Origin of the sequence: Chitinimonas sp. JJ19 (genome assembly GCF_036961565.1) — a bacterium.
GTDB lineage: Bacteria > Pseudomonadota > Gammaproteobacteria > Burkholderiales > Chitinimonadaceae > Chitinimonas.
Genome location: NZ_JBAMDD010000001.1, coordinates 188273 through 201053, shown reverse-complemented (window position 1 = coordinate 201053; position 12781 = coordinate 188273). Strand labels below are relative to the sequence as shown.

Genomic DNA, 12781 nt, shown 5'->3' with positions numbered 1-12781 from the left:
CAGGGCAGACTCGCACAGCCAGAGAAGGTTTGTCGCGGCAATTACACCCTGCTACGCCGCCGCCCCAGCCAGTATCCCAGTATCGCGCCCAGCAACAGCAACACCACGCCTACGGCCAGGACGCCGCGCAGGGCGTACTCCTTGGTTGCCGTCAGCATGGGGTTATCCAGCAGATTGACCGAGAAATGCAGCTTCACCAGCTTCCAGCTGCCCCCCTCCCTGGCCACGACTGCCGTCCAGCGGGTGGGCATGGTGCGCACGCTACCATCGCGGAAGGTGTAGACGTCATTGGAAACACCATGGACCAGACCCACATCCTCGCTGAGAAACTGGGTCAGCTCATCTGCCACTGGTGCGGCTTCCAGCTTGTCCAGCAGCCTGTGTTCACCCTGGAACAAGCTATCCCAATAGGCCTTGAAGGCTTCCAATGAACTGAACTTCTGGTTATCGACCGTGATGATGGTGAACTGGGAATGCAGCAACGGGGCCATTGCATCCAGCTTGCCGCTGTTCAGCGCCTGTGTGCCGGTCTTCAGTATATTGCGCAGCGCTTCATGGTCTGCATGCCGCTCCTCAGCTCGCGCAGTCACGCAAACCAACAGCGCCAGCAAGGGCAGCAACATCAGGCATAACCGTTTCATCGCAACTCCATCCAGGTGGGCTAACCACTACAGCCTAGTGCCTGGATGGCACGATTGCACCCCATGCAGCCCCTGTCATGCACCATTTCAGCTACCCGCCTGTGGTATTCCCGCCCATCTTTGCGATGGCAGGGAACTTGGCGCCCAACGGACTAGTCCTAGCCCGAATTGCTCGGCTAAAATCCACCCATGTCCGCTCTCATGTCTTCCCTCTACAAGCTGTGGCCCGCGCTCATTGCAGCGCTGATGCTGCTTGTACCGGCGCAGGCAGAGCCGCGCGGTGTACCGCCGTCACGCATGGATGCCATGACGCAGTCGCGGGTACCCTGCCATATCGATGCCAAGACCGTCGCCAAACAGGCGCAGAAGGCCGCACCCAAGGTTGCCAAGAAGTCAGACTGCTGTGCGGCTGGCGGTAGTAGCGACTGCACTGCCAGATGCGGCAATCAATGCGGCAAGCTCGGCAGCCTGGGGCTGCTGTTCGATTTCTTTGAGAGCCGTCCCGGCTGCCAACCTCGCTCGCTGGCCGACAATTTCAGCGACACCTACCTCCCCACGCCTGACCGGCCACCCCGGCTGATCTGACCCTACTCGTCTTACCTTAGGTTTTACCTTAGGTCTTGCCATAGCCGCCCATCCTGGCCGCGCCTTGTTATTGCCGTGCGCCACTGAGCCATGCCTGCCATACGGCCAGGCACAGGCACCGATATCGGGCGCAGCAGACCTACTCCCACGATACCGCTTGCCCATGCCGGGTCTGCATGGGCCTGCTCCTGAAAGGACATCCTATGAAACGCAAACTCCTGATCATCGCCTGCGCACTCAGCTTGCCCAGCCTGGCCTATGCCGCCAGTTGCTGTGGCGTGTCGATATGCTGCGAGCTGCCTTGCTGCTAAAGCACCAGGCTTGAACGGAACAGGCCACCTGCACAGGTGGCCTGTTTCCAACACCGCAGGCCCCACACCCACGCTACCCTGGCCTAGCGTACCCACCGGTACCAACGGGTAGTTGTGCAATCAGGGCTAACGCATGCTGATGGCCGCGCGGTAACGATCAATGCGGCATCAAGCGCACACCGTAGCCGCCCCCCAACACCTCCAGCGAGAACAGCCTGTCTATATTGGGGTGCTTGCCAGGATGCTTACGAGCATCCTCCGCATGTTCGGCATACAGCCATTGCCCCAGCCGGGCAGCCTTGGGGGTGATGGCGCCAAAATCGCGATACAAGGCGTGGTAAAGCGCCAGCGAGCCCGTCTGGCCAGGCCGGTTCTCGATGATGGCCTCCAGCTTGCCCTCACGCCAAAGCTGCATGCCACCCAGGTGGTCTATGCGCGGCAGGCAGGCCAGCACCTCCGGGAAGGTAAGGCTGGGTGTCGTCTGCAACAGTTGCTTGCTGGCCTCACGGAACTGCGGTACGCGGCTGTCGCGCATCCATTCGAACAGCGCCATCTCACGGGTGACAACCGTCACACCCGCCGCAGTCATGCGCGCAATCGCCGCCGCTTTGTCGTCCCGGCTACGCGACCCGATGGCATCCGCCACCAGGAATACCTGCTTGCCGGCAGCCTGCATTTCCAAGGCTGTCTGCAGCACACAAACATGCGCCTCCATCCCACACACCACAACCTGTGGCCGCGTCTCTGCAGCCGTACCCTTCAGGCAGTCTGCCGCCACACAAGAGAAACTGGTCTTGTCCACCGTCGGGGCGTCCACCGCCGCAGCCTTCAGCACGGGCAAGGTGCTACCCAAGCCTTGAGGGTATTGCTCGGAGAACACCACCGGCACACCATTGAGGCGTGCCGCACTGATCAGCCACTTCAGCGAGGCCACCAGCCGCGGTGCATCATTGACGGCAGCCACCAGTTTCTCCTGCACGTCTACCACCAGCAAAGTACAGGCATCAGGGTGCATCAGCATGGGCGTCTCCTTATGGTTATCTGTAACACCATCGTACCGCGAGGCGCCCGGCTGAAAAAGCAAAAGGGCGTATTGCTACGCCCTTTAGTACTCAGCAAGTGCACGCCAAGCCGCAACCGATTATCAAACAGTCACTTAGCTGGTTTGCAACAAGGCAACACAGCCATGATGTGCTGGTTTACTCCGCCTCATCCATCCAGCAAAGCTGTATGGCTTCCAGTATCTTTTCACCACAATGGGCAGGGTCATCATCAAAGCCCTCCAGCTCCAGCACCCATTGCATCAGGTCGGTAAAGCGTACCGTCCTGGGGTCAGTATCCGGAAACTTCTCTGCCAGTTCGATGGCGATATCGCGGGAGTCTACCCATTTCATGCTTCGTTCTCCTGTTTGATGTCCGCCAGCGGGGCATCCGTCAGCAACTGTAGTTCGGCGGGTGTCAGGCGGAATACGCTGTCACTGGTACCGGCAGCCGCCCATACATGGTCATACTGCAGCAGGTCTTGATCGAGCAACAGCAAGGGCGCTTCCAGATGCCCTACCGGTGCAACGCCACCAATGGCAAAGCCAGTCTTGCGGCGGACAAAGTCCGCATCGGCGCGGGCCAGTGGCTCACCCAGCAGTTGGGCGACCTTGTGTTCATCCACCCGGTTGCTGCCGCTGGCCACCACGACCACCACCCTGTCCGAGCTGACTGCCCGCAGCACGATGGACTTGGCGATTTCGGCCACCTGGCAACCTATGGCGGCGGCGGCATCGGCGGCGGTACGGGTACCCGCCGGAAAAACCTTGATATCGATATTGACGCCCTTGGCCGCCAGGGCGGCCTCGACACGTTGCTGGCTACTCAGTGGCAGGTTCACGGCGTGCTTTCTCGCTGTAGGCGGGTGGTATGGCGGATATCAGATATCCCAGTCCTTGTCGTAATGCTCACGGGCATGATTGATCGTGTACTTGGGAATCTCCACGGTCAAGTCAGCGGCGGCCACCACGGCCTGGCACGATAACCGCGACACGCTGGTAAGGCCCCAGGCCTTGTCCAGCAGATCGTCTTCCTCTTCCTCGCTGGGCGTCAGGCTGTTGAAGCCCTGCCGCACAATCACGTGGCAGGTGGTGCAGGCGCAGGATTTCTCGCAGGCATGCTCGATGGCGATATCGTGGTTGAGCAAGGCATCGCAAACAGTGATGCCCGTATCCACCTCAAAGGTGGCACCCTTGGGGCAAAGCTGGTCGTGCGGCAGTACGGTGATGATGGGCATGGTGCTACGCCTCTGTCTTGGTTGGCTTCATCCCGCATGGGGGCGAAGGCAGCGCAGGTGGCAGCGGCAACTACCGCTGCCCCGCCCACGCTGGTATTTGGTCTATTTATCCCAGCTCGCTGAGCTTTTGCCCAGCCAGGCCCCGTTTCACTGCGGCATCCATGCGGCGGGCAGCAAACTCACTGGTCGCCTGGTTCAGTGCATCGGTTTGCGCCCGAATCTCGGCAGCAGCCTCACCCGCGCTAGCGGCCTGCAAGCGAGCCAGCGCCGCTTCCACGTCGGCACGCTCCTCGGCATCGAGCAACTGGCCATCGCTGGCGAGCGCCGCACGTGTCGCCGCAATCAGGCTTTCTGCCTCCACCCGTGCCTCGGCCAGGGTGCGCGCAAGCATATCTTCGCTGGCGTGCTGCATGGAATCCTGCAACATACGGGCAATCTCATCATCAGCCAGGCCATAGGATGGCTTCACGGCAATGCTGGCCTCTACGCCGGTGGACTGCTCCCGTGCCGATACCGCCAGCAGGCCATCTGCATCAACCTGGAAGGTCACCCGGATACGGGCAGCACCCGCCACCATGGGTGGTATGCCACGCAATTCGAAACGTGCCAAGCTGCGGCAATCTGCCACCAGCTCACGCTCGCCCTGCACCACATGAATAGCCATGGCAGTCTGGCCATCCTTATAGGTGGTGAAGTCCTGTGCGCGTGCGGTAGGAATCGTGCTGTTGCGCGGAATCACCTTCTCCGTCAGCCCCCCCATGGTTTCCAGGCCCAAGGAAAGCGGGATCACATCCAGCAACAGCCACTCGTCATCGCCCTTGTTGCCTGCCAGGGCATTGGCCTGCATGGCAGCGCCCAGCGCCACCACCTTGTCCGGGTCCAGATTGGTCAGCGGCTCCCGGCCAAAGAAATCAGCCACGGCGCGGCGTACATGCGGCATGCGGGTGGCACCGCCCACCATCACGACGCCCTTGATCTCGTCCATGCCCAGCTTGGCATCACGCAGCGCTTTGCGTACCGGGCTGATGGTCTTTTGCACCAGTGGGGCGGTAATCTGCTGGAACACCTCGGCGCTCAACGCCAGATCCACCACTTCGCCATCGGCCAGCTTGGCAGTGATGCGGGTTTCGGCATGATCAGTCAACGCCTCTTTGGCTTCGCGCGCGTGGGTCAGCAGCAGGCGGGTGTCGTGATCGCCCAGCAGGCTGAGGCCTGCATTCTCCACCACCCAGCAGTAGATGCGCTGATCGAAGTCATCCCCACCAAGCGCCGAATCGCCCGAGGTAGACAGCACCTCGAACACCCCTCGGGTCAGCTTGAGTATGGACACATCAAAGGTGCCGCCGCCCAGGTCGTAGACGATATAGATGCCTTCGGCAGCATTATCGAGACCGTAGGCTACCGCTGCTGCGGTAGGCTCATTCAGTAATCGCAGCACGTTCAGTCCGGCCAGCGTGGCCGCGTCCTTGGTGGCCTGGCGCTGTGCATCGTCAAAGTAGGCCGGCACAGTAATCACCGCACCCAGCAGCTCGCCGCCCAGGCTGGCCTCTGCACGCTGCTTCAGGTGGCGCAGCACATCGGCCGACACCTCGACCGGGCTTTTTTCCCCCGCGACGGTCTTGATCTTGAGCATGCCTGGCGCATCGACAAAACGGTAAGGTGTCGCGGCTGAATCGGGCAGATCCTTCACCCCCCGGCCCATGAAGCGCTTGACCGAAACAATGGTATTGCGCGGGTCTTCGCTCTGCCGCACTTGGGCAGCATAGCCGACCGTGGTCTGGCCATCGGCAGCATAGTGCACCACCGAGGGCAGCAGCGTAGCGCCGGTCTCATCGGCCAATACGGTGGCCGAACCACTGCGCACTGTCGCCACCAGCGAATTGGTCGTGCCCAGGTCTATCCCCACTGCCAGGCGGTGTTGATGGGGTTCGGCAGCTTGGCCGGGTTCGGCGATCTGGAAAAGAGCCATGTCAGTCCACTCTGGCACGCCAAGCAAAAGCAGCGCACCGGGCTAAAGCCGGTTTACTCCGGCATTTCGATTAATGCTTGCGGGCCGAATGCTGGCATCCTGTGCCATAGACATTCAACTCGTACTCAACTCAGCTGTGCAGTAGCAGGCAGGAGAGTTATCCGCTCAATCCAGCAGACGCTCAATCGCATCGCCCACTTCCTGCTCCAGCTTCTCCATGAACTTGAGCTTGCGCACCACGGTAGCGGCCTGGGTATGGGCGGCCTGCTCGTCCAACAGCAATCCCAACTCGGTTTCCATGGCACGCCCTACGCCCCGCAACTCACGACCCAACGCTTCCAGGCTATCCACATCGCCGGCCGCTCGGGCATCGGCAATCGCTTCACGCCATTCCATCTGCTGCATCAAGAAATCCACCGGCATGGCCGTATTGGTTTCTTCCTGGGTATCCACCCCAGCCAGCAGCAGCAAGTAGCGCGCACGTGCCAGGGGAGACTTCAGGGTCTGAAAGGCTTCGTTCACCCTGGTTGCCGCCTGCAAGGCCATACGCTTGTCGGCGTCGGTCAGGCTAGCGGCCTTATCCGGGTGGTATTGCGTCTGCAGCCCACGAAACGCTGTCTCCATGGTGGCCATATCGAGCCTATAGGCGCGAGGCAGGCCAAACAGGGTAAAGTGGTCGTGGCTGAAATCGAAGTGGTTCATGGTGGGAAGCCATCGTGGCAAAGCGTACCGACCGAAAAGCAAGGCACCGCATGGCGGTGCCCGGCTAGCCTACGGTGCGGCTCAGGCCTCAGGTATTGAAGCTCTCGCCGCAACCGCATTCGTCCTTGACGTTAGGATTATTGAACTTGAACCCTTCGTTCAAGCCCTCCTTCACAAAGTCGAGTTCGGTACCGTCGATATAGGGCAGGCTCTTGGCATCGGTAAATATCTTGACGCCAAAGCTCTCGAACGCCAGATCCTCAGCCGCAGCCTCGTCCACAAACTCCAGCTTGTAGGCCATGCCCGAGCAACCCGAGGTACGGACGGCCAAGCGCACACCTACGCCACGGCCGCGCTTGGCAATGTATTTGGCGACGTGCTTGGCAGCGCTTTCAGACAGCGACAGTCCCATGATCAGCCCTCGTGTTTGGCCTTGTAATCGGCTACCGCTGCCTTGATGGCATCTTCAGCCAGGATGGAGCAGTGTATCTTGACTGGTGGCAGTGCCAGTTCTTCAGCAATCTGGGTGTTCTTGATATTCAGGGCCTGATCCAGCGTCTTGCCCTTGACCCATTCCGTCACCAGCGAGCTGGAGGCAATGGCCGAGCCGCAGCCATAGGTCTTGAACTTGGCGTCTTCAATCACACCGCCTTCACCCACCTTGATCTGCAGCTTCATCACGTCGCCACAAGCAGGTGCGCCAACCATGCCGGTGCCTACCGACTCGTCGCCCTTGTCGAAGGCGCCGACGTTGCGCGGATTTTCATAATGGTCGATGACCTTGTCACTGTATGCCATGTCGTTTACTCCTGTAAGGGGTGGTGGAGTACGAGGCGGGAAGTCCTCGCTGATGCTCAACAGCCACCCTAGAAACCATTGCTACCAGCCGGGAAAACCAGGTTACCGGCTGCCATCCTTCAGCACCTGTCAGTGCGCAGCCCACTGCACCGTGTTCAGGTCTATGCCTTCCTTGAACATGTCCCACAGCGGGCTCAGTTCGCGCAGCTTGCCTATCTTTTCGTGGATCAGCTTGATGGCGTAGTCGATATCCTCAACCGTGGTAAAGCGGCCGATGGTGAAGCGTATGGACGAATGAGCCAGTTCATCATTACGGCCCAAGGCGCGCAGCACATAGCTGGGTTCCAGCGAAGCCGAGGTACAGGCCGAGCCCGACGACACCGCCAGGTCCTTCAGCGCCATGATCAGCGATTCGCCTTCTACATAATTGAAGCTGACATTGAGGTTGTGCGGCACGCGCGCATCCATGTCACCGTTCAGATAGACCTCTTCCATGCCCGACACGCCATGCCACAGGCGATCGCGCAGCATGCGGATACGTTCCAGTTCGGTGGCCATCTCTTCGCGCGCCAGCTTGAACGCCACGCCCATGCCCACGATCTGGTGAGTCGCCAGGGTGCCCGAGCGCATGCCGCGCTCATGGCCACCACCATGCATCTGGGCTTCCAGGCGCACCCGTGGCTTGCGCCGCACATACAAGGCGCCTATCCCCTTGGGGCCATAGGTCTTGTGGGCCGAGAAGCTCATCAGATCCACCTTGAGGCTGGACAGATCAAGGGCAATCTTGCCGGTGGCCTGCGCCGCATCGACATGGAACAGGATGCCACGCTCACGCAGCAGCTCACCCAGTTGCGCGATAGGCTGTATCACGCCGATTTCATTGTTCACCGCCATCACCGACACCAGGATGGTGTCATCGCGCAGGGTGGCCTTGAGCAGCTCGAGATCAAGCAGGCCGTTTTCCATCGGGCTGAGGTAAGTCACCTCAAAGCCTTCGCGCTCCAGCTCACGCATGGTATCGAGCACCGCCTTGTGCTCGGTCTTCATGGTGATCAGGTGCTTGCCCTTGTCCTTGTAGAAATGTGCCGCCCCCTTGATCGCCAGGTTGTTGGATTCGGTCGCGCCCGAGGTCCAGACAATTTCCTTGGCGTCACAGTTCACCAGCTTGGCCACTTCCTCACGTGCGGCCTCGACGGCTTCTTCGGCAGCCCAGCCGAAGGGGTGCGAACGGCTGGCCGGGTTGCCAAACTGCTCGGTCAGCCACGGAATCATCTGCTCCGCAACGCGTGGGTCCACCGGGGTGGTGGCGGAATAGTCGAGGTAAATCGGCAATTTCATTTACTACGCTCCATACGATGCATCAACGCCCAGTCGGTCAGGCGGGCCTTATGGCCTCTGTGTGTCAACAGTTTCAGGCCAGGGCCTGGTGTTCTTGCGTGCTCTTGCGCTTGTCGTGCAGTACGCACTCAGTGGTGGCCTGGGTGCTGGCACAGGCTGTGCGCTGCTTCTCTATCAGGGTGGCCAGCGTTACCGAGGCCAGGTATTCATAAATGGTGCGATTCAGGTCAGACCACAGGTCGTGCGTCATGCAACGCTTGTTGTCTTCCAGGCAATTTTCCTTGCCGCCGCACTGGGTGGCGTCCAGCGGCTCATCCACCGCCGTGATGATGTCGGCCACCGATATATCGGCCACAGGCCGCGCCAGGCAATAGCCGCCACCGGGGCCGCGCACGCTGTCCACCAGGCTGTTGCGGCGCAACTTGCCGAAAAGCTGCTCAAGATAGGACAGCGAAATCTGTTGCCGCTCGGAGATACCCGCCAGCGTCACCGGCCCCTTCTGCTCTCGCAGGGCCAAATCCAGCATGGCGGTTACGGCAAAGCGACCTTTGGTGGTCAAGCGCATGGGTGTACCTGTTTGTACTGTCTGCCCGGGCAAGCGCGCCGCTGGGCAGAGGCGGTGTCTGGTGGGTTGGCGAGCGACCTTGATTGAGCCCGAAGGATAAAATACCCGACTTTTTTAGTCAAGATTTTATCCTACTAAATTAGTCAACAATACGGTTCAAATAGTTCGCATCAAATTTGTCTGCCGTAGCCCGTTCCTCGGCGCAATTCACCCCTAAGGACTCCAGTCGGCGCAGTATCAGTTCGATGCGCGCATCGATATTGGTACTGTGGTCCACCAGGCCGTGTATGGCCTGCACCATGGGGTCGTCCATCTTGCTGGAGATCGCATAGGCCGAGAAGCCCATCTTCTCCGCCTTGGCTTCACGCGCCTGGGCCACATCATCCGCCACAATGCGGGCCGGTATGCCCACAGCGGTGGCATTGGGCGGCACATCCTTCACCACCACGGCATTGGAGCCCACCTTGGCACCCGCATGCAGGGTAATCGGCCCCAGCACCTTGGCCCCGGCACCGATGATCACGCCACGCTCCAGCGTGGGATGGCGCTTGCCCTTGTTCCAGCTGGTGCCACCCAGGGTCACCCCGTGGTAGAGCGTGCAATCGTCACCGATGATGGCCGTCTCGCCCACCACGATGCCCATGCCATGGTCGATGAACACCCGGCGGCCTATAGTGGCGCCAGGGTGGATTTCTATGCCCGTGGCAAAACGGCTGAAATGCGATACCAGCCTGGCCAGCCATTTGAAATTGGCACGCCAAAGCCCATGCGCCAACTGGTGAAAGGTCAGTGCATGAAAGCCGGGGTAACAGGTCATCACTTCCCAGGTCGAGCGGGCTGCGGGGTCGCGGTCGAACACGACGGCAATGTTTTCACGTAGGCGTGCGAACATTCGGTAGGCTCTGGGAAGCATGGAAAAAGGCCGACTATTTTACTCGACTATTGTGCAGCGCGGAAGCCGCCCCAGCCTATCGGCCGCCAGCGCTGCGCAATATGCTGCAGTTAGCGCCACAAACAAAACCCAGCGTTGCGGTTCTGGCTAGGCGTGCGTGCAAAGGCGCGCAGCAGACAGTCGTGGGTACGGCAAGCTCGCATAACAATGCCAGAAGGGTTTTGTCAGTGGCTCTTAGTGTGGGCTGGTGGCTAGAATGCGCATATGTTTCCCGCACTCGACCTCCAAGACAAGCCTTCCGAGCAGCATCAGCTTGATGTGCTGCTGCATGCAAGACACCCCATCATCACTGTAGAAAGCGACGAAGAGCCGCGCTTCCTGGCCCTGATAGAACAACTGGCACGGCGCCAGGAGCTGCCGCTGTTCTCATGGACAGCCGTAGACGGCCTGATACGCCGTATCACCGCCGAAACGCAGCGCCCGACCGATACCTACGAGTTGCACCATGCCCTGCGACATCTATACAAGTCGCCGCAGAATGGCGTGTTTGTCTTTTTTGACGCCCACCCCTTCCTGGACGATGCCGTCACCATCAGGCTGATCAAGTCGCTGGTGCATCAACGCCATCAAACCCAGCGCACGTTGATCTTCTTTGGGCCCGATGTCGATCTGCCAGGCGAACTGAAACGCTTCTCGACCACCTTTACGCTATCCCCGCCGTCGCCAGACGACATCCGCAAACTGATACACCAGGAGGCCCAGGTCTACGCCAAGCTGCGTGGTGGTGCCAGGGTAAAGGCCTCCAGCGAGATACTGGAGCAACTGGTACGCCTGCTGGCCGGCCTGAACATGGACGACATACATCGCCTGGTGCGTGAAGTCATAGACGACGACGGCATGCTGACCGAAGCCGATCTCCGCCATGTGGCCCAGGCCAAGAACCATATCCTCAACCAGGATGGCATGCTCAGTTTTGAGGCTGACACCGGCCGTTTTGCAGAGTTGGGTGGTCTGGCCGGCTTGAAGCGCTGGCTGGCACTGCGCGAGCATGCCTTTGGCGATACCCAGAATCCCAAGGACAGCCCCAAGGGCCTCCTGCTGACCGGCGTGCAGGGCTGCGGCAAAAGCCTGGCCGCCAAATGTGTAGCGGGTAGCTGGGGCCTGCCGCTGCTGCGGCTTGATTTTGGCGTGCTCTATAACAAGTTCTTTGGCGAGACCGAGCGCAACCTACGTAGTGCACTGGCAGCCGCCAATCGCATGGCGCCCTGCGTGCTGTGGATAGACGAAATAGAAAAAGGCCTGGGCACAGACAGCACAGGCGCCGATAGCGGGGTCTCCCGGCGGGTGCTGGGCACCTTGCTGACCTGGATGGCCGAGCGCAAGCACCCGGTATTCATCGTAGCAACGGCGAACGATATCGAAAGCCTGCCTCCCGAGCTGATACGCAAGGGCCGGCTGGATGAAATCTTCTTTGTCGATCTACCCGGTCAGCAAGCACGACAGGAAATCTGGCGCATCCACCTCAGCCAGCGTAACGAGAGCCTCACACCTGCACAGTTGTCTGAGCTGCTGGATGCCAGCGAGGGATATTCAGGTGCCGAGATCGAGCAAGCCGTCGTAGCCAGCCGCTTTGCAGCCAAAACCGAAGGACAGCCATTGACTCAAGCACACCTGCTGGCTGAGCTGGCACGCACCCGCCCCCTATCACTGGTCATGGCCGAACGCATCGCCGCCATGCGCGAATGGGCTCAGGAACGCGCCGTGATGGCCGATGACGAGGCCGCCGCATGAAATCCATCCACTGGCTGCTCCTGCTCTGCAGCCTGGCCGGCCAGGCTGCCCCCTCGGTCAGAGTCGCGCTGATCAAGACGGCCGATGCAGAGACACGGGGCATGCTAGCGGTGGCGGGCGGCAGCTGGGGCAAACTGCCGCTGGTGCACACCGCCGTGCTGGTGTCCCACCCGCAAGGTGAACTGCTGTTCGATACGGGGCTCGGCACCCAGGTCGACGCCCAGGTGGATGCTGACATGCCTTGGTGGGCAGGCCCCTTCCTGCGCTACCAGCAGCCCTGCCCTGCCGTCCGCCAATTGGCCGGGCGCAAGATTCCCCGCATCATCCTCTCCCACGCCCATTGGGATCACGTCAGCGGCCTGGTTGATTTCCCCGACAGCGAAGTCTGGGTCACCTCGGCCGAGCGTCAGTTCATTGCCAGCGGCACACCACCGACCATCTTCCCTTCACAGGTGCATGTGCCGCCCATCAAATGGCGCGAATACAGCTTCGCGCCCCAGGCCTGGCTGGGGTATCCACTCAGCTTGGATCTGTTTGGGGATGGTAGCGCCGTGCTGGTACCCATGGCCGGCCACACGCCAGGCTCCGTCGGCCTGTTCACCCGACTGGCTTCGGGCCGCAGCCTGTTTTTTGTAGGGGATACCATCTGGACCACGCAGGCGCTGGACGGGGCCAAGGAAAAATCCTGGTTTGCCCGGCAACTGGCCGATAACGACCGCGACGCCACGGCGGTCCAGATACGCCAACTGGCCCAAATGGCCAGCGAGATGCCACAGCTGCAGATCGTGCCCGCCCACGACGCTGCCGTGCAGGAAAAACTGGGCTACTACCCCAACTGGGTGGATGAACCGCCAAGCAAGCAGCCCAGTCTTTGCCCCACGGCCACGCCCTAGCGCGGTCAAGTCAGGACT

At 60.6% G+C, this 12781-nt stretch carries 15 protein-coding genes; 3 read left to right on the top strand and 12 right to left on the bottom strand.

Annotated elements, in window-relative coordinates; all coding sequences use genetic code 11:
• Positions 1-41: 41 nt before the first annotated feature.
• The gene (locus V7714_RS00910) at positions 42-641 is read right to left on the bottom strand and encodes a YybH family protein (protein WP_335387357.1); all 600 of its coding nucleotides are present in this window, start codon (positions 639-641) and stop codon (positions 42-44) included.
• 189 nt (positions 642-830) lie between these two features.
• On the opposite strand from V7714_RS00910, the gene V7714_RS00905 reads away from it, so the two are divergent.
• Positions 831-1226: a hypothetical protein gene (locus tag V7714_RS00905; protein WP_335387356.1), complete on the top strand. Its 396-nt coding sequence runs from the start codon at positions 831-833 to the stop codon at positions 1224-1226.
• Positions 1227-1694: 468 nt separating this feature from the next.
• Here V7714_RS00905 and V7714_RS00900 read toward each other — a convergent pair whose 3' ends face one another.
• From V7714_RS00900 to cysE, 11 genes are all read right to left on the bottom strand, one after another.
• The gene (locus V7714_RS00900) at positions 1695-2558 is read right to left on the bottom strand and encodes an isochorismatase family protein (protein ID WP_335387355.1); all 864 of its coding nucleotides are present in this window, start codon (positions 2556-2558) and stop codon (positions 1695-1697) included.
• 178 nt (positions 2559-2736) lie between these two features.
• Positions 2737-2931 (bottom strand): Fe-S cluster assembly protein IscX, encoded by a 195-nt coding sequence (iscX, locus tag V7714_RS00895; RefSeq protein ID WP_335387353.1) that lies wholly within the window; start codon positions 2929-2931, stop codon positions 2737-2739.
• A complete protein-coding gene (locus tag V7714_RS00890) occupies positions 2928-3419 on the bottom strand; it encodes a YbaK/EbsC family protein (RefSeq protein ID WP_335387351.1) in 492 nt (163 codons plus the stop codon). The genes iscX and V7714_RS00890 overlap by 4 nt, the downstream gene beginning before the upstream one ends.
• Positions 3420-3458: 39 nt before the next feature.
• Entirely contained in the window at positions 3459-3815 is a 357-nt protein-coding gene (gene fdx / locus V7714_RS00885; protein WP_335387349.1) for an ISC system 2Fe-2S type ferredoxin, read from the bottom strand.
• A gap of 106 nt (positions 3816-3921) precedes the next feature.
• Positions 3922-5784: a Fe-S protein assembly chaperone HscA gene (hscA, locus tag V7714_RS00880; protein WP_335387347.1), complete on the bottom strand. Its 1863-nt coding sequence runs from the start codon at positions 5782-5784 to the stop codon at positions 3922-3924.
• 165 nt (positions 5785-5949) lie between these two features.
• A complete protein-coding gene (gene hscB / locus V7714_RS00875; RefSeq protein ID WP_335387345.1) occupies positions 5950-6486 on the bottom strand; it encodes a Fe-S protein assembly co-chaperone HscB in 537 nt (178 codons plus the stop codon).
• A gap of 88 nt (positions 6487-6574) precedes the next feature.
• Complete coding sequence (iscA, locus tag V7714_RS00870; RefSeq protein WP_284196704.1) at positions 6575-6898, bottom strand: iron-sulfur cluster assembly protein IscA; 324 nt, start codon at positions 6896-6898, stop codon at positions 6575-6577.
• Positions 6899-6900: 2 nt separating this feature from the next.
• On the bottom strand, positions 6901-7284 hold the full coding sequence (gene iscU, locus V7714_RS00865) for a Fe-S cluster assembly scaffold IscU (protein ID WP_284196705.1): 384 nt from the start codon (positions 7282-7284) through the stop codon (positions 6901-6903).
• Between the two features lie 129 nt (positions 7285-7413).
• The gene (locus tag V7714_RS00860; protein WP_335387343.1) at positions 7414-8622 is read right to left on the bottom strand and encodes an IscS subfamily cysteine desulfurase; all 1209 of its coding nucleotides are present in this window, start codon (positions 8620-8622) and stop codon (positions 7414-7416) included.
• Between the two features lie 73 nt (positions 8623-8695).
• A complete protein-coding gene (gene iscR / locus V7714_RS00855; protein WP_335387342.1) occupies positions 8696-9187 on the bottom strand; it encodes a Fe-S cluster assembly transcriptional regulator IscR in 492 nt (163 codons plus the stop codon).
• Between the two features lie 139 nt (positions 9188-9326).
• Positions 9327-10079, bottom strand: a complete 753-nt coding sequence (cysE, locus tag V7714_RS00850; RefSeq protein ID WP_335387341.1) for a serine O-acetyltransferase — start codon at positions 10077-10079, stop codon at positions 9327-9329.
• 264 nt (positions 10080-10343) lie between these two features.
• Here cysE and V7714_RS00845 point away from each other — a divergent pair, with 264 nt between their 5' ends.
• The gene (locus tag V7714_RS00845) at positions 10344-11870 is read left to right on the top strand and encodes an AAA family ATPase (protein ID WP_335387340.1); all 1527 of its coding nucleotides are present in this window, start codon (positions 10344-10346) and stop codon (positions 11868-11870) included.
• Entirely contained in the window at positions 11867-12763 is an 897-nt protein-coding gene (locus tag V7714_RS00840) for an MBL fold metallo-hydrolase (protein WP_335387339.1), read from the top strand. Before V7714_RS00845 ends, V7714_RS00840 begins: the two co-directional genes overlap by 4 nt.
• The last annotated feature ends 18 nt before the right edge of the window (positions 12764-12781 follow it).